This window comes from Aeromicrobium choanae, assembly GCF_900167475.1.
Taxonomy (GTDB): Bacteria; Actinomycetota; Actinomycetes; order Propionibacteriales; family Nocardioidaceae; genus Aeromicrobium; species Aeromicrobium choanae.
Genome location: NZ_LT796768.1, coordinates 1,832,476 through 1,856,567 on the forward strand (window position 1 = coordinate 1,832,476; position 24,092 = coordinate 1,856,567).

Annotated in this window: 19 protein-coding genes; 13 read left to right on the forward strand and 6 right to left on the reverse strand. The window is 65.6% G+C overall.

The genetic code is table 11. From position 1 onward, the window contains the following. Positions 1-32: 32 nt before the first annotated feature. From B5D60_RS16725 to B5D60_RS08855, 4 genes are all read left to right on the forward strand, one after another. Positions 33-722, forward strand: coding sequence for a hypothetical protein (locus tag B5D60_RS16725; protein ID WP_153302943.1), 690 nt, complete (start codon positions 33-35; stop codon positions 720-722). Positions 723-926: 204 nt separating this feature from the next. Next, the gene (locus B5D60_RS08845) at positions 927-1,121 is read left to right on the forward strand and encodes a helix-turn-helix domain-containing protein (RefSeq protein WP_078699814.1); all 195 of its coding nucleotides are present in this window, start codon (positions 927-929) and stop codon (positions 1,119-1,121) included. 143 nt (positions 1,122-1,264) lie between these two features. Next, complete coding sequence (locus B5D60_RS16730) at positions 1,265-1,498, forward strand: hypothetical protein (protein ID WP_153302944.1); 234 nt, start codon at positions 1,265-1,267, stop codon at positions 1,496-1,498. Between the two features lie 152 nt (positions 1,499-1,650). Further along, positions 1,651-1,998 carry a hypothetical protein gene (locus tag B5D60_RS08855; protein WP_153302945.1) on the forward strand — a complete coding sequence of 116 codons (348 nt, stop codon included), beginning with the start codon at positions 1,651-1,653 and terminating at the stop codon, positions 1,996-1,998. Positions 1,999-2,483: 485 nt separating this feature from the next. Here B5D60_RS08855 and B5D60_RS08860 read toward each other — a convergent pair whose 3' ends face one another. Beyond that, positions 2,484-3,500 (reverse strand): HNH endonuclease, encoded by a 1,017-nt coding sequence (locus B5D60_RS08860; RefSeq protein ID WP_078699817.1) that lies wholly within the window; start codon positions 3,498-3,500, stop codon positions 2,484-2,486. 316 nt (positions 3,501-3,816) lie between these two features. On the opposite strand from B5D60_RS08860, the gene B5D60_RS08865 reads away from it, so the two are divergent. Next, positions 3,817-4,698 carry a nucleotide pyrophosphohydrolase gene (locus tag B5D60_RS08865; protein ID WP_231948690.1) on the forward strand — a complete coding sequence of 294 codons (882 nt, stop codon included), beginning with the start codon at positions 3,817-3,819 and terminating at the stop codon, positions 4,696-4,698. A 584-nt stretch (positions 4,699-5,282) separates the two neighbouring features. Beyond that, positions 5,283-7,340, forward strand: coding sequence for a DUF262 domain-containing protein (locus tag B5D60_RS08870; protein ID WP_078699818.1), 2,058 nt, complete (start codon positions 5,283-5,285; stop codon positions 7,338-7,340). 32 nt (positions 7,341-7,372) lie between these two features. Here the strand turns inward: B5D60_RS08870 and B5D60_RS08875 are convergent, their stop codons facing one another. Next, positions 7,373-8,359: an AbiTii domain-containing protein gene (locus B5D60_RS08875; protein WP_331712481.1), complete on the reverse strand. Its 987-nt coding sequence runs from the start codon at positions 8,357-8,359 to the stop codon at positions 7,373-7,375. A 448-nt stretch (positions 8,360-8,807) separates the two neighbouring features. Here B5D60_RS08875 and B5D60_RS16735 point away from each other — a divergent pair, with 448 nt between their 5' ends. Next, the gene (locus B5D60_RS16735) at positions 8,808-9,449 is read left to right on the forward strand and encodes a hypothetical protein (protein ID WP_153302946.1); all 642 of its coding nucleotides are present in this window, start codon (positions 8,808-8,810) and stop codon (positions 9,447-9,449) included. A gap of 159 nt (positions 9,450-9,608) precedes the next feature. On the opposite strand, the gene B5D60_RS08880 is transcribed toward B5D60_RS16735, so the two are convergent. The 3 genes from B5D60_RS08880 to B5D60_RS08895 form a co-directional block, all read right to left on the reverse strand. Beyond that, on the reverse strand, positions 9,609-13,184 hold the full coding sequence (locus B5D60_RS08880; RefSeq protein WP_078699820.1) for an NACHT domain-containing protein: 3,576 nt from the start codon (positions 13,182-13,184) through the stop codon (positions 9,609-9,611). Between the two features lie 152 nt (positions 13,185-13,336). Continuing rightward, on the reverse strand, positions 13,337-14,275 hold the full coding sequence (locus B5D60_RS08885; protein ID WP_153302947.1) for a beta/alpha barrel domain-containing protein: 939 nt from the start codon (positions 14,273-14,275) through the stop codon (positions 13,337-13,339). Positions 14,276-14,731: 456 nt separating this feature from the next. Then, positions 14,732-15,151, reverse strand: a complete 420-nt coding sequence (locus tag B5D60_RS08895) for a universal stress protein (protein ID WP_078699822.1) — start codon at positions 15,149-15,151, stop codon at positions 14,732-14,734. 111 nt (positions 15,152-15,262) lie between these two features. On the opposite strand from B5D60_RS08895, the gene dcd reads away from it, so the two are divergent. The 6 genes from dcd (at position 15,263) to B5D60_RS08925 (ending at position 20,729) form a co-directional block, all read left to right on the forward strand. Further along, positions 15,263-15,841, forward strand: a complete 579-nt coding sequence (dcd, locus tag B5D60_RS08900; protein ID WP_078699823.1) for a dCTP deaminase — start codon at positions 15,263-15,265, stop codon at positions 15,839-15,841. 4 nt (positions 15,842-15,845) lie between these two features. Further along, positions 15,846-16,655, forward strand: coding sequence for an HAD family hydrolase (locus B5D60_RS08905; RefSeq protein WP_078699824.1), 810 nt, complete (start codon positions 15,846-15,848; stop codon positions 16,653-16,655). A 104-nt stretch (positions 16,656-16,759) separates the two neighbouring features. Further along, positions 16,760-17,707: a hypothetical protein gene (locus B5D60_RS08910; RefSeq protein ID WP_153302948.1), complete on the forward strand. Its 948-nt coding sequence runs from the start codon at positions 16,760-16,762 to the stop codon at positions 17,705-17,707. Between the two features lie 41 nt (positions 17,708-17,748). Then, entirely contained in the window at positions 17,749-18,948 is a 1,200-nt protein-coding gene (locus tag B5D60_RS08915) for a dipeptidase (RefSeq protein WP_197684287.1), read from the forward strand. A gap of 9 nt (positions 18,949-18,957) precedes the next feature. After that, positions 18,958-19,863, forward strand: a complete 906-nt coding sequence (locus B5D60_RS08920) for a pseudouridine-5'-phosphate glycosidase (RefSeq protein WP_078699825.1) — start codon at positions 18,958-18,960, stop codon at positions 19,861-19,863. After that, positions 19,860-20,729: a carbohydrate kinase family protein gene (locus B5D60_RS08925; RefSeq protein ID WP_078699826.1), complete on the forward strand. Its 870-nt coding sequence runs from the start codon at positions 19,860-19,862 to the stop codon at positions 20,727-20,729. Before B5D60_RS08920 ends, B5D60_RS08925 begins: the two co-directional genes overlap by 4 nt. A gap of 70 nt (positions 20,730-20,799) precedes the next feature. Here B5D60_RS08925 and B5D60_RS08930 read toward each other — a convergent pair whose 3' ends face one another. Continuing rightward, complete coding sequence (locus tag B5D60_RS08930) at positions 20,800-24,012, reverse strand: heterodisulfide reductase-related iron-sulfur binding cluster (protein WP_153302949.1); 3,213 nt, start codon at positions 24,010-24,012, stop codon at positions 20,800-20,802. Positions 24,013-24,092 lie beyond the last annotated feature (80 nt).

Consider the following 24,092-nt stretch of genomic DNA (forward strand, 5'->3'; position numbering starts at 1 on the left):
AAACTGTCGGGCACGTCTGGCAGGTTGTGACCGTGGATGCGACAGGTCAGGCCCGCGTGGGCAACCGCCCCGCATTCGCCATGTCCTCCACCGGAAGCCCCGAGCCCCTCACGATCGACGAAGTCTCGTATCTGACGGGGTATGTGGCTGCGCTTGAGCGTGACGCTGAATTCGTACCGTTCGACGCCATCTGCCACGCCTTCGCCCAACTTCAGGGCGATCTGACTGATCACGGGGCTCAGGTACTGGGTGATGCACTCTTCGCCTGGGCCGGATACTGCGAGACCGATTCGCTCTCGCTACGGACTCCTGGTGTCCTCTCTTGGATCGACGCCGATGACCCGGCGGCAGGACGCCTCGCGCGCCAGCTTCTGGCCCATGTCACCGCTTACCTCGCGCGGCTTAGCTGCAACCCCGTTCCGGCGAGCACTCCCAGCGACGACCGTGAGTGGAGTCGAATCCGAGTTGCTCGTCGGTCCAAGTGGGACGACCGACGCCTCTCCCATGCCGAAGAACGTGCGGCACGGCGGCACGACTCTGAACTCGACGAAATCACGACGCCGAACCGCGCCGAAAGACGCGCAGCCACCTTCGGTCATGCCAGCGTCGAGCTTGCCACGCCAGACCGGCTAGAGCCCGTCCCGCCACCTCGACGACGCCCCGTCACCGAGCCTCGAACCGCTCGCGCCCCGTCCAGCGAACGCCACGCGTTCGCTGCCTGAGCAAACCCCCGACGCCGTTCTAGTTCCGTCCCGGCGTCACCCTGCAAGACCTTCGATGCTCTCCACGGCAGGCACTCCACCACGTCAGTGAACGCGCCCACGGTCCCCGGCGAAATGGCGTCCGGGCGACCCCCGCTCAGACTCCCCCGAAATGGTCATAACCAGTGACCGGGGACGTGCGGGTGCCTGCTGGGAAGAAGCACGATGATCAGCACGACCCCCGATCCGCTCTTGACCGTCCCGCAGACTGTCGAGTACCTCAACGGCTCAGTGTCAGAGCGAACGTTGCGACGCCTGATCGCTTCAGGTGACATCCAGTCGCTGCGCATCGGCGGCAACGCCCGCCGCGTACGTGTGTCGGCGATCGAGGACTACCTCAGCCGGGCGACCCAGCGATGAGTGGGCGCAGCAGCCAACGGGGCGCCGAGGCTCCAGGCGCCGCCCACTACCTCGTACGTGCCTACCTGCATCAGCACCGCGAAGGCCGGTCGCCCGAGGGCCGAATCCGGTTGCACGCCGACGACTGCGGTAGCCGCCCGGTGGTGGGCCTCCTCGTCGCTGGTTACAGCGAGGTCTCGCCTCAGAGCGCGATCGCGTCGGCCCTGCTGGACCGCCTCACGGCGATCATCCAAGGCCCGCTTGGTCTCGTGGCCCACTACCGAGACACCTCGCCCCAGCTCGCAGCGTGGCTGGCCAAGGAGCTGATCGAGCGGACCACGGTCGAGATCACCTCAACCAACTACCTCCCGACCAGACCGCAAGGTGCCAGACGGTGATCGCCAGCGTTATCGACGGAGCGGTCTGCCGGGCGGCTAGGCCCTCCGTCACGCCCGATTCATCGCCAGGACGCATGCCACCCGTGACGTCACCGGTGAGGCGTCGCCATCGGCGCTCCAGAACGGCCGGGTGACCGGTGGGAGCGAACTACGTGGAAGCCGTCTACGAACAATGGCCACACCTCACGCATGCGGAACACCGCGTCCTGGTGCGCATGGCGCTGGTTGCCCCCGACAAGGTTCGCACGCCCGCCTACTGGGCCGGGTGGAAGCTCCTCGCCTTCGCATTGGGCTGCGACATGCCCGCCGAGTATGACGAGACTCCCGAGGCCGAGCGCTTGCGAACGAACGCCAAGCGGTCGGTAGCCCGAGTCGTCTCTGGCTTGGAGGCGGCTGGGGCCATTGAACGGGTTCGACGGGGTCGGCTCGGCGTTCAAGCTGAATACCGCCTCAACCTCCGGCCTGTGGACAAGTCCCGATACGGCGATCTCGCTGGGTGACGCTCAGCATCACTCGCGGTACGACGCAGGGCGTCATCCAGTGAGTGACGGTGCGCCTCATCCAGTGGGTGACGGTCAGCGTCACCCCAAGGACTACTCAGGACCTACACATGAAGAAATGCTCGAGCAACGCAGCCAACTACTAGGAGAATGAGAGTTGTGGAAAGTGCGCCGCTGCGCAACCAGAGGTCGCTCGTTCTCGTCGCTGTTGAGTGGCATGGCAGAGCGCCTCCGGCGCGGCAAGGACAAGGGCTTGCAACGGTGAACGGCTGGCACTGCACGGTGCAGTCGTCGCACACGCAGCAACACGGGAGGGACTCTGGCCGTCACCGAGATGCATCGGCGAGCAGCGCTTAGATGTCGCGACGTCCAGGAACTCGTGATGACTCCGGCCGAGCGGGCGTCGTAGTTTTTCCCATTGCTTCGTCCTTGGGAACCCCCGCCCCTTCCCGTCTCTCTCCCCGAGGTGGCGGAGGAGACCGACGTCAGGTCGGCGACCGCGCGAGCGACGAAACAGCAGAGTCTCTCTTGGCCTTCAGCTCGGCCGGAGTCACGAACGGCCTGTGCTTGTGAATGGCGCGGTGGCAATTCGGACAGACGATGGCGAGATCAGCGAGCCTAGTCTTGCTCGCGCCGATCTTGTGGAGCGGCACGACGTGGTGCACGTCCACCAAGTCGGCGACGTCCGGGCCGTAGAAGAGCGCGGATTCAAAGCCGCACACCTCGCATGCGAGTTTTCCAGTCTTGCTCAGGACATCGTCCTTCTTTGCCTTGACGATCTTCCTGTCGCGCTCACGCCGCCGATGCAGCCGGTAGAGGATCCGACCCTCGTCCGCTTCGTACTCCTCTTCCTCGCTAGTCGGAGGCTCAGGGACGGCGGCATGGCCATCGGCACGGATCGCTACCGCGGTCGCGAAGAGCTCATCGGGGCGATGCGCCCACTCGGCCCATATCTCGTGGTCGCCTGGGAGACCCTGCCCAATGCCCGTCCCCCCTTGCGCTGGGTCGAGTGCCGCAAAGTTGTGCAGTTTCAGCGCAACCTCCGAAGGGTTGCGGAAGGCGGGCAGCGAACGCGTTGCGGCGTCGAAGACAGGAAGAGAACGAAGCTCCTCGCTGAGATCCACGACCTGCGAGGAGGTCATTTCGAGTTCGAGATGGCCGCGAGTCTTGAAGTACAGGTCCAACGTCAGGATCAACTCATCGCGCGCCCACTCGGGTGACCGGGCCGGTGCATCAACTTCGAAGTCGAGACTCCGCAACTGCCTCACGACGGTCGAGAGACCGCCGCTGAAGTCGTCCCATCTCATCGCCTCACCGTGTTGGTAACCGTGCGCAGCGCCGGTCAGTGCCTTGGCGTCGTAACGCTTGCCGTCGTGCACGACGAAGTACTTCGCGGTGGTGGCGAAACCGTACTTCGCGAGGAACTCCCTGCGGCCAATCCGGTCGTACTCCTCCATGGCGTCGAGGACAGATTTCCGGTCAGTAACGTCGCGAAGGCCCACGTTGGGACGCTAGCGCAGACGCTGAACCATTCGTCTCGTCGGCGAATCGCTACGCGCTCGTCGGAGATGTCCGTTGGCGCAGAGCACGCGGCCTCGAGGCGGGCGCTCGCCCACGAGACGAGAATCGCCCAGAGGTAGATCGGTGCGGGATCTGCCGCACGCAGCCGGGGCGGCTGCGTGCCCTGCTCCAAGTCCTCGAGCGAGGAAGCGCCAGCTGCCGAATCTGGAGAAACAAGCCGCTGCGCACCTTAGAGTGCTTGAGAAGCTGCAAAGCGGGAGAGCTAGACGGCCCGGTGGTGTTTGTTCGCGAAGTTTCGTGACCGCTTCCCAAGGCGGGTCCAAGACGAAAGCTGAAGTGATGGGCCTGATTGAAGAGATTCGTGCGTTCGCCGACGACCGCGATTGGGGCCAGTTCCACACCCCTCGCAACTTGGCGCTCGCACTCTCTGGAGAAGTCGGCGAACTAGCGAGCGAATTTCAGTGGTTGACCGACGAACAAGCACTCGACGCCGCAGCGCCTGGCGCACTCCGCGACAGAGTGTCTGATGAGATTGCCGACGTCGGGATTTACCTGCTCCGGATGTGCGATGTGCTCGACCTGGACTTCGAAGACATTGTGCGTCACAAACTTGCCAAGAACGCCGCCCGGTACACCGTCGAGAATTCGCACGGCAACGCCAACAAGCAGCAGGAGGACCACGCCATGGTTATCTACCTCTGTCCCGCGGGAAATCCCGTGGCCAAGCAGCACTACCAAGACACCGTCGACACACCCGTCTCGATTTCGAGTTTCGGCGCGGGCTCACTGCGCGCCAAGCTCGATGCGGCCCACCCGTCTGGCTCAGCGCCGATGTGGGGCTCCACGCCGGGCTCGAACGACCTTCACCGCCGTAAGCATGACCTGATGCGAACCGGCGACATCGCCCTCTTTTACGCAGACAAGAAGTTCTACTCAGCCGCTGTGATCGCCGTTCCTTTCGTCGACGTCGCCAAGGCATCGCAGCTGTGGGGGCGGGACACCAGCGGCAACACCTGGGAGCTGATGTTTTCCTTCAGCGAGGTCGGACAGATCGACCTCGCGGTCGAGACCTTCAACGCTGCCGTCGGGTACGCCCCGAACAAGTACGTTCAGGGTTTCAGTCGTCTTGACGATGAGAAGTCAGAGGCTGTCGTCCAACTCCTCGGCCTCGCGCCGTAGTCGGCGAGCTGGGGACGGTCGCCTTCAAGACACCGGAACGATCTCGACGGCTCGATGGACAAGAGGGTCACGACTGTCGCACGGGTTGAGCGGAGGCACCTCCAGCGCGCTCATGGGCGTCTGCCAGACCGATTGGTGAGTGCGGGTTCGCAGACGTACGCTACCCACGCGCGCCGCCGTGCACATCAGCCAGGGAGCTTCTGCACGTATGCGGAGAAGAGAGACATCCCGAGCGTCGTCATGCTGGCCTGCAGCCCTTGGTTGCGACGCCCTCTTTGAGTACAGCTACATCACCGTCGGCAACGACAGGGTGTTCAGGTGTCTCAGGCGAAGCTTTTCGCCAAACGAGCTGGCCGGCATTTGTCGGGCCGGCCCGTATGAGATCGCAAGTGGAGCGGGCAAGCAATGCCTACTTTGCTTGGCACGCTGAACATTGATTCGTCCAGCGCGCGTCAACTGCGACGCGGCCCGAGCTCTGGCTCGCGGTAATTGAGATCAGTCGTCGCGCTGCACCGATCAGCGCCCCAAGTCTGCGACAGCGGTTAGGGTCGTCGTGGTGTGAGGACCACGGTGACAGCTACGGAGTGGAGGACCTGTTGAAGGCCCAGGAGACACAACTCAAGGTCATTCTCGAAGGAAAGCGGCAGTTCAGCATCCCGCTTTACCAGCGGCGGTACTCGTGGAAGCAGAAGGAATGGCAGAGCTTCTGGACGGCCGTACGCCGTCAGTACGACCTCGTCCTTCAGGGAGGCGAATCGCTCAAGCGGCCCACGCACTTTTTCGGCAGCTTGGTAGTGCACCCGATCTCAGACCAACTGAGCGGGCTGTCCGCCTTCAACGTCATCGACGGCCAACAGCGACTCACGACGACCTACGCGTTCCTCGTCGCCCTTCGCGACCTCTGGAATGACCCGGAGGACAAGGAGCGCATCCACGAGTCGTACTTGGTCAACAAGTGGGAGAAGGGCGACGGTAGGTACAAGCTGCTCCCAGGAGCGCACGACAGAAGCGACCTGAAGGCACTTGTTGACGGCAGTGCGGATCAAGCCACCGGGGCGATCGGAAGCGCCTACAAGTGGCTAACGAACCAGCTTGAGCTCATGCGTGCGGAGCTCGGCACTATCGACTTCAATGCGCTTGAGCTCGCTGTTGTCACGCGCCTCGAGGTGGTCGACGTAACGACCGACGCGAATGACAACGCCCATCGCATTTTCCAGACCCTGAACAGCACGGGTCGCGGCCTTTCGCAGGTAGATCTCCTTCGCAACCACTTCTTCATGCTTCTTCCGACCAGGGCAGACGACGCCTACGAGTCGCACTGGGCGCCGATGGAATCCAGTCTCGGCTCGTGGATCGACCTGTTTCTGTGGGTCGAAACGGTCTCGCGCGGAGAGGGGCGCGAAGTCGTCCCCCGCGATCGCGTCTACGCGCAGTGGCAAGAGGATCTCGCGGAGATCGAGTATGACGAAGAGGCTGTGTACGCGTATGTGGAACGACTCGCGCGAAGCGCCAAGGCGTACAAGCAGGTTGTGAATCCTGACGATGTAGAGGACGCACAAGTGCGTCTGCGACTGGCCCGGCTCACCGAGTGGGGAAGCAACGTCTACCACCCCGTGGCCCTCCAGGTGATGAGTCGCCTGCAGGATGGACAGATTGAGGCAGATGATGCTGCCCGGTCGCTGCTGTACCTGGAATCGTTCATGGTCCGTCGCATGCTCGTCGGCACCCCGACGAACAACCTGAACCGGACCTTCACCACGACGGCCGGACAGATGGCCTCGCGAACGGGCAACGCTTTCGCGGACGAACTACGAAAGTCGCTCTCTTCTTCCGGCAAGTACTGGCCGAACGACACGGAACTCATCGCCGGTATCGCCGTCGAGCCGTTCTACAAGACCCAGCGGGCCACGCAACGACAGTTCATCCTGCGTCGGCTCGAGGAAGCCTTGCCCGGCAAGGAGAAGCCCGACTGGTTGGCCGCTGACTTCTCCCTCGAGCACGTCATGCCCCAAAACCCCACGGCGGCGTGGATCAAGGTCCTCGAGGGGTCCGGAGAAGATGACCCATCGATTGCTCACCAAGAGCTGATCCACGTCCTTGGCAACATCACACTGACCTCAGAGAACTCCGTACTTAGCGATCATCCGCTCGAGCGAAAGCAACAGATCCTGGAGACCAGCGTTCTCAAGCTCAACAAGGAAATCCAGCAAACGGAATCGTGGGACCGCTCCACGATCGATGCCAGAGGTCGCAAGCTGGCCGAACTTGCCGTGCAGGTTTGGCCCGCTCCCCTCGACACGACGGATGCGGCCGAAGGCGACTGGCGGACAATCCTCAACGGGGTGCTCCAGTTCCTTCCAGAAGGCGAGTGGTCGACGCTTGAAGACCTCGCAGAACTCACTGAGGTTGAACTGCGCACCTTGCGGGATTACCTCACCACAAGCTCTGTAGCAGGCCGTGAACGTGTGCTCCGCGCGGACGGAACCATCGACACCACCCTGCCCTGGGTCTCTTCCAACTTGGCCGGGTACAAGAGCCTCCTAGTCGCGCAGGGCGTGATCGAAGACTCGACAGTCGAAATTGCTCCGCAGAGCCAGCGTGTTGCTCCCGAGACGCTCGCCCGCCTCGCATCTGGCGAATAGCACGTCGTCGCGCCAAGAGTTCGGGTGGCCGTTCAGGTGAAGCCGGGAAAAACCTGGGCGATGAGCGCTACAAGTCCGTCGTAGGCGGCATTCACCGACAACCCACCTGCAAGTCCAATGGAGCCCGTGCGAATCCGGCCGAGGACACCCCGAGTGGCAGCGCCGGGGTTTCCGCCGTCTTTCGCTAGAGCAGCTTGAAGGTCTCCTGCGACTTCCTCACCCGCCAGCGTCCGCGCAGCAGCAATAAGGCCGTCGACGTCGCCCACCTGCAACTGGACTGCGGTCGAACCCGCACCCGACGCGACAGAGACGGACGAGTTCGTTGCGAAAATCATCGTCATATGGCTCGTAACCTTTTCGCCGAGTTGCGGTTCGGACGCGACCGTCGGGCCCCCGGCATCGCCCGCGTCTCGCGACACGTCTTCAAGCTCAAGAGCAAGGTTCAGAGCGACTGACTTGATGCGATCTAACAGTCCGGTTAGGTAGGTGCGCGGGATGACAACAGCCACGTGATTGGCGGTCATCATTTCCATGTGGGGCACCTCGCCCCGCTCCGCCAACTCGCGGTACCGTGCCAGCCAATAGCCCGGGAGCTGGAGCCGCGGATCGGACTCCCCAGAACCGTGCGCCAGAGCTGCAAGTTCCGCGATCGGTTGCGTCAACTTCATTCCGGTCATCACGTTGCTCAACTCATCGGGAAGTTCGAGAGCGTGCATCCGCCGAGTGACTTGGGTTCCTCCGTAGCCGTCAAACCTGATCGAGATGGGTAAACCGCTGGCATCTCGGTATTCCGGGACGTCCAAGCCTGGCCCGTAGCCCTGGAGTTCCGATTGCAGCCAATCCGACAGAGCGCGAGCGTCGATGCGTCTCGCTACGACCAGTAGGCGTCGGAGGGAGTCTGCGACTGAGACTTCAGGGTCTGACAGGGAGTCAACAGCCCGTTCAAGCGCGGTAGTCATCGTTCCTCCGTTGCGGCCTGCGCCTGAACATATCGAACAACACAGCCCGCGCGGCAGCATTCAGCCCTTCCCAAAGGTCTATCTTGCGAGTCGCAGCAATCTCGGCGTACGGGGCGCGGATCCGACTCCAGGGCTGCAGTGACGGCAGGCCAAACACCGACTGATGCGAAACGAGATGCTCGAGCGAGCAAGTAGGTGCCCGCGTGGTGCCTCGGGATTGTCGGTCTGCGGAAGCTCGTCATCTCGCGCTTATCTCCCGGCTCCGGATACGTCTCGCGAACGCGCCTCTGCGCTGGAGTCCGGATGTACTGCGTTCGCCAGAACGGAGGCACGGTTTCTCCCGAAGTGCCTTGGATAGGGTCGGGAATTCCCATCGCGACGAGACCGTCTAAGTTGCAAACCTATGACCCTCACGCTGGTCCTCGGAGCATCCGACGGATTCCTTGCCGTGGCCGACGGACTCCGGACTAGGCAGGCCAGTGATCCCACCCGGCCTGAGATTCTGTGCGTGAGCGACAGGAAGCTGGAAACGATTTCTCGGCCGTCGGCGGTCGTCTTGTCATCCGGCCGCGCGACATACGAAGGGCAGCACGTTTCTAGGCTGATCCGAGCGGCTTTGGATGCCGCACAAGAACCGCAGCGACCTTCCGTTGAAGCGGTGGCTCATGCCTGCGCTGAGAGGTTGCATGTGGCCGCACGAGAGACCACGCCGAGCACGCTGAACGCCCAGTTGCTTGTCGTAGGGTATGGCGGCGACATCAGCCCTGTTGAAGCGTACCGAGTCGACGTACCGCCGCGAGATTTTGGTGATGGCCTTTCCTCAGTAAGACCGGAGCGCATTGACCCTGAGGTGCCAGTCGTCGCTAACCCCTGCGAGACGGATACCGGCGGATTGGTGCTGGCCGAATTCAATGTGCACAACGACCTAATCGACGAGGGCGGCGACGGTGCATTTTCGGCCGGAGCTCCTTATCGATTCGCTGGCCTCCCACTTGAAGAGCTCCGTCCTGCTGCGACAGAGCGAATCAGGGAATGGTTCCGGACGAATGCTGAGATTGCGCGTCGGGAAGGCGTTGGGGGCCTTTGGACCGTGGCGGAGGTTCGGCCAGGAGAAACGCCGCACGTCGAGTACGGCGTTGAACTCTCCTGAACTTCGAACAGGCTTACGGGTGCGACGTGGCGCTCTCCGGATGGATCGGTGGAGAATATTGCGCCCTCAGACCGCCGCAAACCCCTGAGGCGCGTGGGTGAGGCAGCGCCGGTCCCATCCGATCCGGCGCATCGGCAACCCAAGCGCCGCCCCTGAGGACTACAACTCCGCGGACGGCTTCTTCAGGTCCGGTCGAGTGCCTTCCTCACACCCAGGGCAATCCACTAAGTCGATGTCGTTTACTGTTGCGCATCCGTTGCATGACCAACGGACAGGTGAGGGTTCACCGGCATCCAACGTGCCTCGGACTGTGAGGTCGTCGTCGACACTTAGCTTCCGCGCGATCTCGCCGTCAGTATCGAGTTCGCTCGATACTCGGACAGCCATCTCGGCGGCCTGCCGGTAGGCAGGGTCTTCCGAGGCGGCGGCGCGTCTGAGTAGGTCGGTGCCGTTCGCGCTAACGAGGATTGCGACGACGTGGAACAGCATGGCCCGCTGAGGTTTCCATCGGGAACGGTCCGCCTCAAAGAACGAATCCGGGTCCCAGCGGGCTGTCGTTTGAGCCAAGAGGTTGGCGGCACTCCATGCGATCCAATCGGAGTGCGCCCCGAGAGCTTCGATAAGGGAGTGCTGCTGCTCGGCCGTTAGCGCGTCGGGCGCTACAGAGTCCCGTACGTAGGCCGGCCGGACGGTCACGGTCCACCAGTCGTGAGGTAGCTCGTCGCCGGGGGCTGGTTGATTGAGCACATACTGCGCCTGCGCCGCAGCTGCTGGAATATCGACGCCGTATCCGAGGGCGACACACTGTAGCCACTTGGTACGCAGTTCATGGCTGTCCAATATGAACGCGGTGTCGAACTCGCCCACACCGACGGTTGCGTACCCAGCTGCGAAGACTAGGTCGCCAAGGTCCCTCAACGACCAGCGGTCGAGCTTAGTGAGCGCTGGCAGCGTATCGCTGTCGTGAAGGGCGGCGATGTCGCCCAAGAACTGCTTCTCGTAGTCACGCTCAGCCATGCGCGATAAGAAGTTCATCCATGGCCTTCGCTTAGCCCACGGTGACACCGTGATACCGGTCGCACGCAGCGCACGATCGATCCGGGCATGGTCTTTCATGGAACCGTGCATTGAAATCTCGTAAATCTGCTCGGCGGACCGCTCCGCGAGATGCTCGAGGTGGCGGACAGCGAGCAGCGCAACTGGGACCAAGCCGAATGGAGTCGGTGTGCCAGTCGGGACAGTGACGCTTCGTCGAGATGTCCTGATGAGCGGCGGGGTGTCCGGCAACTCCATGTCGATGGCGGCCTGGACTAGTTCGACCTCGGCTCCCGTGAGGTCGCGGACTTCGGTTGCTGCGTCAGTGAGAACCACCCAGGCGTTAGGCAACAACTTCATGGGTTCCGGCAGAGGTAGTGTCGAGATGAACTTGCGGCGTTCGGCGCGTAGCGCCGCGGGAAGCGGGAGCTCGCAGACTGCTTCCACAATTGGCCAAGAGTCAGCGCGGCGTTTCCCTGCGATCTTCGTGAGTATCTCGCTGCGCGACCGGTGCTTTCGTGGCCCGAGTTCAATTTCTCCCGAATCGACCGCCGTGAAATGCTGCAGCAGCTGAGCAAGCAGGCGGCGCATGTCCGGTTCGACGAGCTCGATGGTGCCGTTGCCTGCGGTGGCGGCGACTGCTGACGACGCATGGGGGTCCGCTTCGCCAAGGTCGAGAAGGGCTTGGACCAGCTCCGGGTTTAGACCTTGGGCGAGGCCCAACACCCCATGGGAGTCTTCGTACTTCAAAGCGCTCACCGCCCACGCCTGAAGCTCAGACGCCTCGCACGTCGTTGTCCACATCGCCGTTGCGACCTCGGTAAAAACCCGGCTGCGGCTCAGCAACACGCCGGACTCATCGTCGATGGTGAAGACGGATACATGCTCGTCCCAGAACCTCAGCACCTGCGCGGCGAGCTCCTTCGCCCGACCGCTTGGAAGCAGCCATCGATCCTCCACCAGCAACTTCGTCAGGCCTGCTAGAGCTTCCGCCTTCGAGATGTTATCGACGGTATCGAGCATTCGACCTAGGAGCTGGAACCCGTCGAGCAACATTGTGGGACTCAGGTCGAGCGCCCACGCCAACTCAGGCCCTGCGAACCGCACCAACTCCCAGCGCTCCACTGACCTAACGACGGCTCGATGCAGCAACTCCGCACGTTCCTGCGGAACGTTCAGCTCAGACGACTCAGCAACGATCAGGACGACGAGCAACGCCAGCTGCGGAACTTCAACGAGACCTGCCTGAGCATCACGGACCTCTCGTACCCACGCACGCCGTGCGTCCAACCAGTCGCTGCGGATGTCCTCGTTGACGCGGACGCGTGCGCACTCGTCGAGCACCTTTCCCATCGTCGAGGTCAAGTCGTTCGGGCGTTGCAGATCCAAGCGCGGGAGGCCCAAGCGCTCCGCCGGCACCTCTGCGCTCGCGCGCGTCGCCAAGACCACCCCGGTGTCCGGATGAAGGCCGTCGATCATGCGCTTCAGGTGGTCAGCCATCAAGGGCGCCTCAGACCGACATTCGTCCAAGCCATCCAGAACCAGCAACACGTCGCCAAACGCAGCGCGTGCCGTCAGTTCCGCGCTCAGTAGCCCCCGAGTGTTTTGGGTGCCCCGAAGTGCCCCAGCTTCTAGGACGTCCGCCAACCCCAGATCTCGGTCACGAACCACCGGCAGCAAGTTAGGCAGGTGAACAAGCACCGGAATCGGTGCGTCGATGTGCCCAGCACACGCAGCCGCAATCTCCCGCGTCGCGACCGACTTCCCCGATCCTGGCTGCCCAACCAACAATGCCCTTCGTCGTCGTCGGACAATCTGACTCAACGCTGTAGCCGATCCCCGGTCACCAGTCTGCGTCGAATCAATCACTCGAAGACTGTCGTACAAGCCATCGATCAGGACCGGTCCGAGGTCCTCCGCGAGAAGCGGCAGATTCACCCTCCCCTTCTGCGCCAAGAAACTGTCCAAGTACTTCTGTAGGGCCTCTTCCGTCGCAGCGACCGTGGCTGCCGGCGAGCCTCCATCCAGCCGAACTGATAACCCTCCCGCGGTCTCCAACATTGCGACCAACGACGGGACGTCAGCCCTCAACCCCGAACCGGCCAAGCTGTGAAGACCGCTTTGAAGCGTCGACAGGGCGGAGCCAGGGTCACCCTCGACGACGTTTGCCAGCAGCACCCGCAGCACGGTCTGCGTGTCGTGACTTACTGGAGAACCAGGCACCTGAAGTAGTCGTGCCCGCCGATGAACCTCATCCTGCTGAGCGACTGGCACCAGCTCATCCAGCCTCTTCAACGCCTCAATTTCCACCGACCGATAGATCTCCTGGCCGGCACGGAGACGTCGTAGCCCTTCCGCCAAGTCCTTCACCCACGCTGCGCAACTCTCGAACGTCAGTCCAAGCAAGTCATCAGGCCCTACGCGCGCAGAAAGCTGAGCAACCCAACCGGCCACCGTCTCCTTGAAGGGCCTCCCGGCGTCAACGTGGTTCTTGGCCGACACGAAGGCTCTCGAGCCGCCGGTGAGGCCCAAGACGATGTCGTCCGTCGCGTCAGGAGTCTCGAAGTCGATGAAGAGGATCTTGGTAGACGCGTCTAACGCATCTACAGGCCTGCCGACGAGCGCGTGGACCGCGAAGTAGACCGCGGCGTTTCGTCGGAACACGCTCCCTGCCTCGTTTGCCCGGCCCGCGCTGCTCATGGGCTCCAGCCTATTCACCTGAACCGTCGGCCCGGATGGATTCGACGAGGTGATGGTCCCTAGGCAGGGTTCTAGCTGCGGTGGTCGTAGGCAGAGCCGACCGAGGCTTTGGTCCAGGCGCGGGCTGGCTCGAGGTACGACTCGGAGTTCTATTAGTCCGGGATGTTGCTCGATGGTCCGCGCTTCAAGTAGGTCGCGTCGGCAACGCTTGTCCAACCGTCTAAGTCGAAGAACCGTCGACGCGCAGCTTGGTCGTGCAGCGCGAAGAGGCCAGTGTGGATGAACACTGGTTCAACTACGCGGCTCTTCAGGCGGATCCCGATAGTCGCGAGCGTCTCGAATTCGATGCCGACCGAGTTCATGTCAAGGTCGTAAACCTCGCGGTACGTCTTGTGCAGCGGTTCGGGGAAGTGGTCCTTGAACTTGTCGTTGAACTCCGGCTGGAAGTACAGGATCAACGCGGCTTCTGACAAAGCGGTTATCACGCTTGGGTCGAGTTCGGCACTGTGCACAGCTGCCGCGTGCTCGAGCGACTTTTTATCGCCCTGGGAACCGGTCCACGGGCCGAAAATTGCCATCTTGTTGAGGGTCTCGAACTGCATCAGCACGACCCACACGTCCAAGTGTGGCGCGTTTTGGTTGGTATCAGCCATGATTTTTTGCAGCGTTCCGTGATTCTGGAGCCGGCTTCGGATTGCTCCGCCCGCGTCCTGAGACTGCCCCACGTAAACGACGTCCAAGTCGAATAGCGCTTCATCGACGGCCGTTGCATCCATTCGTCTTGACCCCATCACACTCTGGAGGTACTTCGCGAACCACATCGCCGTTGGCGCCCCTGAGACGAGGTCTCCGTCCTCGTTGTGCAACTCCATCACGGTGAATGGGGCCTTTGCTACGAGACGTAGAGGCTGGCCGAACGGGTTCACGCCGCGGAGATGCACGGTGTTCGACTCTCCGGCACCCAGATCTGCAGTCAGGGAGACCTCGAGCGATTCGGCGTCGCACTTCCAAGTTCGAGGGTCGACGGTGATCCGTGGCCGCCGCCCGATGAGGTAGATGTTGCACGCGGGCACGTCTGGTTCGTTGCTCACGGATCCCAGTTGCGCAGGAGCCAATATGCCGGCCCAGTCGCACAAACGTCGTTACCGCATGCTCGATGTCGTACTTGAAATCGGGCTTCGAGTCCGCAGAGTCGTCACTCATGTATGAAGACTCTCGCGCTTGGGCTGGGTGATCGCCACAACACGCGGAGGGCCGTTTCCCAAGTCGCTACTGCGGTTTTGGTTGCGGCTGTTCGGACATCTCGCTCGGCCCAACCGGTCGGTACTGGACCGCGGTGCGCGACCGTGCCGGTATGTGCCGGAACTCCCGGCACGCGGGGGCAGTGCGTGGCCATGCGGGGCACCTTCTGGTGATACGTTCATCTAGTCAGGACAGTCCAAAATGGCACTGACCTGCACAGACGCCAGTGGGTCGGGTCTTGCTTCCCAAGCAAGATACGCGGGTTCGATTCCCGTCACCGGCTCCAGCAGCGGAGATGGTCCCGCTCAGACCGTCTTCACGATGTACACGTCGCACGGCGCGTGGTGCGCCACGTCGGTGGCCACGCTGCCGAGCAGGCGACTGATCCCCTGCACGCGCCGGTTCCCGACCACGATGAGGTCGGCGCCGATCTCCTTCGCGACGTGCACGAGGGCGTCGGCGGGCTTGCCGGGTGCGGGGCTCGCCTCGACGGTCCCTTGGTAGGAGAGGCTCTCGGCGACCTGCCGCGCGATGGCCTCGGCCCGCTCGCCCGGGCTCAGCGGATGCATGCCCGGCGGCAGGTCGGTGGCCGCGGCGGCCTTCTCGTCGACTGCGGTGACGATGTGCAGGGCGGCGCCGGTGGCGGATGCGAGCTCGGCCGCGACCTCCGCGGCGCGGGACGCGGTGTCGCTGCCGTCGACGCCGACGAGGATGGTCTTGTACACGTCTGGCTCCTCAGGGTTGGCTTGTCAGCACCTTCGCACATGAAAGGGCCAGGCGCCGCCGGCCAGAACGGCTGCGCGAACAGGGGAGCGCGGGTGCGTTAGGTTCTACTCGTGCTGCTTTCGGACCGCGACATCCTCGCCGAGATCGACGCCCGACGGGTCGCGCTCGACCCCTACGAGCCCTCGATGATCCAGCCGTCGAGCATCGACGTGCGCCTCGACAAGTTCTTCCGCGTCTTCGACAACCACAAGTACCCGCACATCGATCCGGCTCAGGACCAGTCCGACCTGACCCGCGAGGTCGAGGTGACCGGTGACGACGCGTTCATCCTGCACCCGGGCGAGTTCGTGCTCGGCTCGACGTACGAGTACGTGACGCTGCCCGACGACGTGGCCGCCCGGCTCGAGGGCAAGTCCTCGCTGGGCCGGCTCGGCCTGATGACGCACTCGACCGCCGGGTTCATCGACCCCGGCTTCCAGGGCCACATCACGCTCGAGCTCGCCAACGTCGCGACGCTGCCCATCAAGCTCTACCCCGGCATGAAGATCGGCCAGCTGTGCTTCTTCCGGCTGACGTCGGCCGCGGAGAACCCCTACGGCTCGGAGAAGTACGGGTCCCGTTATCAGGGCCAGCGCGGACCCACGGCATCGCGGTCCCACGCGAACTTCCACCGGAGTGTGATCGACTGAGGGCATGACCGCGCCCGACATCAAGCTCGTCGTGGCCGACCTCGACGGCACCCTCCTCGACGAGCGCAAGCAGATGCCCGCCGAGACCTTCGGCCTCATTCGTGAGCTGCAGGCCGCCGGCGTCGCCTTCGCCCCCGCCAGCGGACGCCAGTGGGCGACCATCGAGTCGATGTTCCACGAGGTCGCCGGCGAGCTCGTCATCATCGCCGAGAACGGTGCCTACGTGACTCATCGGGGCGTCGAGGTGGCGGTGCACCCGCTGGACCCGGCGTGGGTGTCCGCGGCGGTCACGAAGACGCAGGGACTCGCCGATCGGGGCGTCGACCTCGGCATCGTGGTCTGCGGCGTCGAGTCAGCGTGGATCGACCGCACCGACCAGCCGTTCCTCGACCAGGTCGAGCCGTACTACCGGCGGCTCAAGGTGGTCGACGACCTGACCTCGGTCGACGACACGATCATCAAGCTGGCCGTGCACGACTTCGGCGACCTCGAGGCCGTCACCGCGCCCTTCCTCCTGGAGCACGCGGAGCAGAACCCGGTCGCCCTCTCGGGTGCCCACTGGGTCGACGTGATGGCCGAGGGCGTCAACAAGGGCCTGGCCGTCCGCGAGCTCCAGGCCGAGATGGGCATCGACTCCACCCAGACGATGGTGTTCGGCGACTACCTCAACGACTACGAGATGCTCGAGGCGGCCGACTGGTCGTTCGCGATGGGCAACGCCCACCCCGACATCCTCGACCTGGCGAACTACACGGCCCCGCCGAACTCCGAGAACGGCGTCATCACCACCGTTCGGGCCGTGCTCGGTCTCTGACTCCCGATCGGGGAGTCCTGCTGGCAACCGGTGGCACCGGAACTCCCCGATGACGGGTGTGGAGAACGGGCGGGGCGGGGTCCGATCCGCGAGATCGTGGAGGGATGCGGCGCCACCATGACCAGGACGGAGTCGTCGCCCGGCGGCAGCTGCTCGCCGACGGTCTGACTCCGAACGACGTCCGCCGACTCCTGCGCCGCCGTGAGCTGACCGTGGTCCACGACGGCGTGTACGTGGACCACACCGGCCCTCTCACCTGGCGCCAGCGCGCGTGGGCTGCGGTCCTGTGGGCCTGGCCGGCGGCGCTGTGGGGCGAGTCCGCTCTGGTCGCGGGAGTCGACGAGGACCGCGCCGGCCCGGTCCACGTGGGCGTGGCGCACGCGAGGCGGCTGAGTCCTCCCGACGGGGTCATCGTGACCCGGGCGCGCGACTTCGCATCGCGCGTCCAGTGGAACCTCGCGCCGCCCAGGGTGACGTACGAGGATGCCGTGCTCGACGTCGCTGCCACCGCGCGACGCTTCGTCGACCAGATGGCCGTCCTCGCAGATGCAGTGGGCTCTCGCCGGACCACGTCCGACCGCCTGCGGGCGCGGCTCGACTCCCGGCCGAGGTTCCCGCGGCGGGCGTTGTTCGAGAGGCTCCTCGCGGACATCGCGACCGGCACCCACTCGGTGCTGGAGCACGGCTACCTGACGCGCGTCGAACGAGCGCACGGCCTCCCGCCTGCGCGGCGACAGGTCCGGCAGGCCTCGGGTGGTTCGGTGCGGTACCGCGACGCCGAGGTCGGCCGCGTCGTGATCGAGCTCGACGGGCGCCTGCACCACAGCTCGGTCGGTGGGCGCGACCGCGACCTCGAACGAGACCTCGACACGGCCGTGGCCGACGCGGCGACCGTCCGTCTGGGCTGGGGGCAGGTGTTCGAGCGGCCCTGCGCGACCGCCACCAAGCTCGTCATGCTCTTCGTCCGCGACGGGTGGGAGGGGACGCCGGTCCCGTGTGGCGCCGAGTGTTCCGCAGGGTGGGGATCGGGGAGTCCGGATGTCATCGGGTGACCTTCACACTCCCCGAACCGAACAGCGATAGCGTGTCGGCCGTGCCCGCAACGAAGCGCCGCTGGCTGCGGCGGAGCCTCCTCGGCCTGCTCGTGCTCCTGCTCCTCGGAGCGGTCGGCTTCTTCGCGCTCGGACCGGGCATCGTCGAGAACAGCATGAACCGGATGGCCGACACCGACCTGTCCGAGCCCGACGAGGAGACGGCGGCGCTGCACGACTCGCTGTTCATCGCGGACCTGCACTCGGACACCTTGATGTGGGACCGGGACCTGCTCGACCGGTCGGACCGGGGTCACATGGACCTGCCGCGGCTGCAGGACGGCAACGTCGGCCTGCAGGTGTTCTCGTCGGTGTCGAAGACGCCCAAGAACCAGAACTACGACTCGAACCCCGCGAACACCGACAACATCACGCTGCTGGCGATCCTGCAGCTGCAGCCGCCGCGCACGTGGACCTCGTTGCTGCAGCGTTCGCTGTACCACGCCGACAAGCTGCAGGACGCGGTCGCCGACTCCGAGGGCGAGCTGCGCTTCATCCGTTCGCGCGACGACCTCGACCGCCTCGTGGCCGACCGTGAGGCCGGCAAGGACGTGACCGGCGCGCTGTTCTCGCTCGAGGGACTGCAGAGCCTCGAGGGCGACCTGGAGAACCTCGGACGGCTCTTCGGCGCCGGGGCCCGCATGGCGGGCTTCACCCACTTCTTCGACAACGAGGTCGCCGGGTCGATGCACGGCGAGGACAAGAGTGGGTTGACCGACCTCGGCCGGGCGGCATTCGCCGAGATGGAGCGCCGCGGGATGGTCGTCGACATCGCCCACGCGAGCCACCCGGCGATCGCCGAGATGCTCACGCTCGCCACGAAGCCCGTCGTCGCCAGCCACGGTGGCGTCCAGGCCACGTGCGACGTCAACCGCAACCTCACCGACGACGAGATCCGGGGCGTCGCGGCCACCGGCGGTGTGATCGGCATCGGCTACTGGGACGCGGCGGTCTGTGACCTGACCCCCGCCGCGGTCGTCGACGCGATCGAGCACGTCATCACGGTCGGTGGCATCGAGACCGCGGCTCTCGGCAGTGACTACGACGGAGCCACCAAGGTCGCCTGGGACACCAGCGACATCGCCGTCGTCACCCAGGAGCTGCGCGACCGTGGCCACTCGGACGAGGACATCGCCGCGATCATGGGCGGCAACACGCTGCGCGTCCTGCGGGCCGTCCTGCCTGTCGGCAGCGGCGGATAGAGTCGCCGGGTGAGAGTCCAGCCGTCCCCCGAAGTCGCCGCTGCCCTGGACGAGGGGCGGCCGGTCGTCGCCCTCGAGTCCACGATCATCAGTCACGGCCTGCCCCGTCCCGACAACCTCGAGGCGGCGCAGGAGTTCGAGGAGATCCTGCGTTCGCAGGGCGTCACGCCCGCCACGATCGCGGTGCTGGACGGCGAGCTGAAGGCCGGCCTGACCGCCGACGAGCTCGCCAGGATCGCGAACGAGGAGGTCCCGAAGCTCACGGTGCGCGACCTCCCGGTGGTGCTCGGCATGGCGGGCAGCGGCGCCACCACGGTGGCCGCCACGTCCTGGATCGCCGACCGCGCCGGGATCCGTGTCTTCGCCACGGGCGGCCTGGGCGGCGTGCACCGCGGGGCGTCGGAGTCGTTCGACGAGTCCGCCGACCTCACCGTGCTGGGCCAGGTGCCGATCACGGTGGTCTCGGCGGGCGTGAAGTCGATCCTCGACATCCCCGCCACGCTGGAGCGGCTCGAGACGCTGGGCGTCATCGTCCTGGGCTTCCGCACCAAGGACTTCCCCAGCTTCTGGCTGACGTCCTCGGGGTACGAGCTCGACTGGAGGGCCGAGGACGCCTTCGCGGTCGCCGCCGTCATGCACAGCCGCGACGCGCTCGGACTGAAGTCGGGCATCGTCGTGGCCAACCCCCTGCCCGAGGAGAAGCAGCTCGACCCCGTGGTCCACGACGAGGCGCTCGAGCGCGCGCTGGCCGAGGCCGACGCGAAGGGCCTGTCGGGCAAGGAGGTCACGCCGTTCCTCCTGCAGCGCATCGTGGAGCTGACCGGCGGTGACAGCCTCGCGGTCAACCTCGACATCGCGCGCAACAACATCGCGGTCGCCGCGCGCATCGCGGTCGCCGCGGCGGAGTACCCGTGATCCTCGTCGTGGGCGATGTCGTCGACGACATCGGCGTCCTGCCGCTGGAGCCCGTCGCCCCACGCAGCGACACCCGCGCCCAGATCCGGATGACCCCGGGCGGCTCGGCCGCCAACACCGCCGCGTGGCTGGGGTTCCTCGGCTCCGACACGCGGTTCTTCGGCAAGGTCGGAAACGACGGGGTGCAGCGGCACGGCGCCGCGCTGCGCGAGCACCAGGTCGAGCCACGACTCGTGGCCGACCCGCTGCTGCCCACCGCCACGATCGTGCTGACCCTCGACGACGAGGCCGACCGCACGATGTACGTCGATCGTGCGGCCAACGGCACCCTGACCTCCGCCGACCTGCCCGAGGACCTGTGGGACGGCGTCGACTGGCTGCACCTCACCGGTTACACCTTCTTCGACCCGCAGACCCGCGACGTCGCGATCGAGCTGATCGCCGAGGCCAAGCGCCGCGGAGCCGGCGTGAGCGTCGACCCGAGCACCACCGCGTTCCTGCGCGAGGTCACCCCGGAGGCGTTCGCCGCCTGGACCCACGGAGTCGACCTGCTGGTGCCCAACCTCGACGAGGCGCGCCTGCTGGTCGGTGCCACCGGCCCGTTCGTCGACTTCGACACCCTCACGTCCATGTACCCGCACGTCGTGGTGACGCTCGGCTCGATGGGAGCCGCCTACGTGGCCGGGAGCGCGCGCGAGCAGGTGGCGGCCCCGCGCGTGCAGGTGGTCGACACCACCGGCGCCGGCGACGCGTTCACCGCGGGATTCCTGGCCTCGTGGCTCGAGACGAAGGATCCCCGTGCGGCGCTCACCGGCGGCATCGGCGCGGCCAGCCGCTGCGTGCAGCAGCGCGGCGCGCGCCCCTAGGTTCGGTCAGCGGAGACCACAACGCGCCAGCACCCGTGAGGGGCTGGCGCGTTGTCGTGGGTGAGGGCCGTCAGCCCTTCGTGTCGTCGCTCTCGTCGTCCTGAGCGGCCTGCTGCGCCGACTCGGTCAGGGCGGCGCCGGAGGGGTTGGCGTCGCTGAGCGGCGCCGCGTCCTCCGAGACCGGATCCGGCGCGGGGGCGTCCTCGACCGGAGTGATCGCGGCGAGCTCCTCCTGCTCCGACGTCGGCTCGGCGTGCTTCTCGGCCGGCAGCTCGGGCTCGGAGTCGTCGTACACGACCGACTCGGCGTCCGGGTTGGTCGTGTCACCACTCTCGGGGTGCGGCTCCGGCTTGGGCTCGTCCTCCGAGGCCGTGTGCGGCTTCGGCTCGTCGTCCTCCAGCGAGTCGAGCAGCGACGGCTGCTCGTGTCCGGCGGACGCGTCCTCGGTCGCCTCGGTCTCGGTGACCTCCGGCTCCTCGGGCTCGGGCTCGGCGGCCTCGGCCTCCTCGGCGGGTGCCTCGGTCTCCGTGACCTCCGGCTCATCGGCGGCGGGCTCGGTCTCGGCGACTTCGGTCTCCTCGGCGGGCGCCTCGGTCTCGGTCACGTCGTCGGCCGCCGCGTCGGCGTCAGGCTGGCCGAGGCCCTCCTGGCGCTCGTTCTGGGCCGGGCCGTCCTCGGACTCCGAGTCGAACTCCGGCTTCGACACCGCGTCGCCCGTGGCCTGCGGCTCGGGGTCGGACTGGGCCGGCTCGTCCTCGGGCTCGGTGGCCACGGAGACGGGCTTGGTGCCCTCGTGATCGGCGGCACCCTCCGGCGTGGCGTCCCCGGACTCGAAGATGCCTCCGGCGGTGCCCTTGTCGTCGACCGCGACGTTGTGCATCGCGGCCACCTCGGCGTCGGCCTCGCGGCTCGCGCTGTCGGGGTCGTCGAGGTCACCGGCATCCGTCGGAGCCTCGTCCGACTCGTGCGCGTCCGCGGCCGCACCCACCGACTCGGTGTCGGTCAGCGTGCCGGGATCGGCCTCAGCCTCAGGGCCGGGCTCGGCGTCCTCGGGCTCGTCACCCGAGGCGTGCGACCCCTCGGCCGCCATGACCAGGGCCTCCGCCTCGGCCACGACGTCCTCCTCGGAGCGCTTGACCGCCTGCAGCAGCAGCTGCGCGACGTCGAGCACCTCGACGTTGACGAGCGACTCGTCCTCGGCCTGCTTGGCCGTGAGGCCGTCGGCCAGCATGACGCGGCAGAACGGGCAGCCCACCGCGATCTGCTCGGCGCCCGTGCTGATGGCCTCCTCGGTGCGGTTGATGTTGATCCGCGAACCGATCTTCTCCTCCATCCACATGCGGGCGCCGCCGGCGCCGCAGCAGAAGGAGCGCTCCTTGCTGCGGTCCATCTCGACGTAGTCCGCGCCCGTGGCACCGATCAGCTCGCGCGGGGGCGAGTAGACCTGGTTGTGGCGGCCCAGGAAGCAGGGGTCGTGGTACGTGACCTTCGCGGCGGGCGCGGCGGGCGCGACCGGCTTGAGCTTCTTCTCGCGCACGAGGCGGTTGAGCAGCTGCGTGTGGTGCACGACCTCGAGCTCGATGCCGAGCTCCTTGTACTCGTTCTTGAGCGTGTTGAAGCAGTGCGCGCAGGTCGAGACGACCTTCTTGACCTTGGTCTCCTGGAAGACCGCGACGTTCTCCATCGCGAGCTGCTTGAAGACGATCTCGTTGCCGGCGCGACGGGCGGAGTCGCCCGAGCAGGTCTCACCGTCACCGAGGACGGCGAAGGTGACGCCGGCGATGTCCAGCAGCTCGGCGACCGCCTGCGTGGTCTTCTTGGCGCGGTCCTCGTAGGCGCCGGCGCAGCCGACCCAGAACAGCCACTCGACCTCGTCGAGCGACTCGATGTCGACGCCGACCTGCTTGACCTCGAAGTCGAGGTCCTCGGCCCACTTCATGCGGTCGCGCGGGTTCATGCCCCACGGGTTCCCCTTGCGCTCGAGGCCCTTGAAGATGTTGTTGAGCTCGGCGGGGAAGTTGGACTCGACGAGCACCTGGTAGCGGCGCATGTTGTCGATGTGGTCGACGTGCTCGATGTCGACGGGGCACTGCTGGACGCACGCGCCGCAGTTGGTGCACGACCACAGGACGTCGGGGTCGATGACGCCGAAAAGGTCCTCGGTGCCGATCAGCGGACGCTCCAGCTCGCGCTGCTGCTCCTCGGTGAGGGTCTCGGGATCGGCGCCCAGGAGCGGCACCTTCGCGTAGGCGTGCTCGCGCAGGCCCATCATCAGCAGCTTGGGGGAGAGGGGCTTCTCGGTGGCCCAGGCGGGGCACTGGCTCTGGCAGCGGCCGCACTCGGTGCAGGTCGAGAAGTCGAGAATGCTCTTCCAGCTGAAGTCCTCGACCTTGCCGACGCCGAGCTTCTCGAACTCCTCCTCCTCCATGTCCTCCATGGTCTCCAGGTCGAGCGGCTTGCCGGCGACGTAGAGCGGGACGAGGGCGCCCAGGGCGGTGCTGCCGTCGGACTCGCGCTTGAAGTAGATGTTGAACCAGGCCAGGAACCGGTGCCAGGCGACGCCCATCGTGAGGTTCTTGCCGATCACCATCAGCCAGACGGTGGCCGAGACGACCTTGATGACCGCGAGGATCGTGATCGTGGCCTCGAGGCCCGTGACCGAGAGACCGGACCACAGCGTCTCGCCGATCCAGGCGGTGGTGGGGAAGTGGAAGGCGCTCGCGTGGCTGTCGCCCTCGAGGCTCATCAGCTGGTACTCGGCGCCGCGGATGAGGATGCCGGCGGCGCACTCGAGCGCGACCATCGCCTCGACGAAGTAGGCCTGGCCGAAGCGCGAGCCGAAGAAGCGGCTCTGGCGGCCCTGCGAGCGGGGGTGGTTGAGCTGACGGATCACGACGAGCGCGGCGATGCCGATCAGGCCGAGCCAGGCGATGAGCTCGCTGACCCACTCGAACAGGAAGAAGTGGCCGATCAGCGGCAGCACGAGGTGCGGGTTCCACACCTGCAGGTAGGCGGTCGCGACCGCGGTGCTGAGGATGAGGAAGCTGAAGAAGACGGCCCAGTGCAGGATGCCGACCCAGTGCCACTGGAGCATGCGCGTGTGGCCGAGCGTCTCGACCAGCATGGTCTTGGTGCGGCTCTTCGGGTTGTCGGTGCGTCCGTAGGCCGGCGTGCCGGCGCGGATGACTCCGAGCATCCGCTTGATCCCGGGCGCCAGGTAGTACACCGCCAACGCCGTCGAGACCAGCGTGATCACTCCGGCGATGATGTTGATCGGTTCCATGCCGATTCCTCTCGCGGTTCAAGCAGTTTGTGCTGACCCTAATCTGCGGCGATGCGGGCTGCTCAGTTAGGCCAGCCAAA

Coding starts and splice junctions, on each gene's coding strand:
- B5D60_RS08845 (WP_078699814.1), top strand. CDS start 927: ATGATCAGCACGACCCCCGATCCGCTCTTGACCGTCCCGCAGACTGTC.
- B5D60_RS08910 (WP_153302948.1), top strand. CDS start 16,760: ATGCGGCGCCACCATGACCAGGACGGAGTCGTCGCCCGGCGGCAGCTG.
- B5D60_RS08905 (WP_078699824.1), top strand. CDS start 15,846: ATGACCGCGCCCGACATCAAGCTCGTCGTGGCCGACCTCGACGGCACC.
- B5D60_RS08875 (WP_331712481.1), bottom strand. CDS start 8,359: ATGCTGCCGCGCGGGCTGTGTTGTTCGATATGTTCAGGCGCAGGCCGC.
- B5D60_RS08930 (WP_153302949.1), bottom strand. CDS start 24,012: ATGGAACCGATCAACATCATCGCCGGAGTGATCACGCTGGTCTCGACG.
- B5D60_RS08880 (WP_078699820.1), bottom strand. CDS start 13,184: ATGAGCAGCGCGGGCCGGGCAAACGAGGCAGGGAGCGTGTTCCGACGA.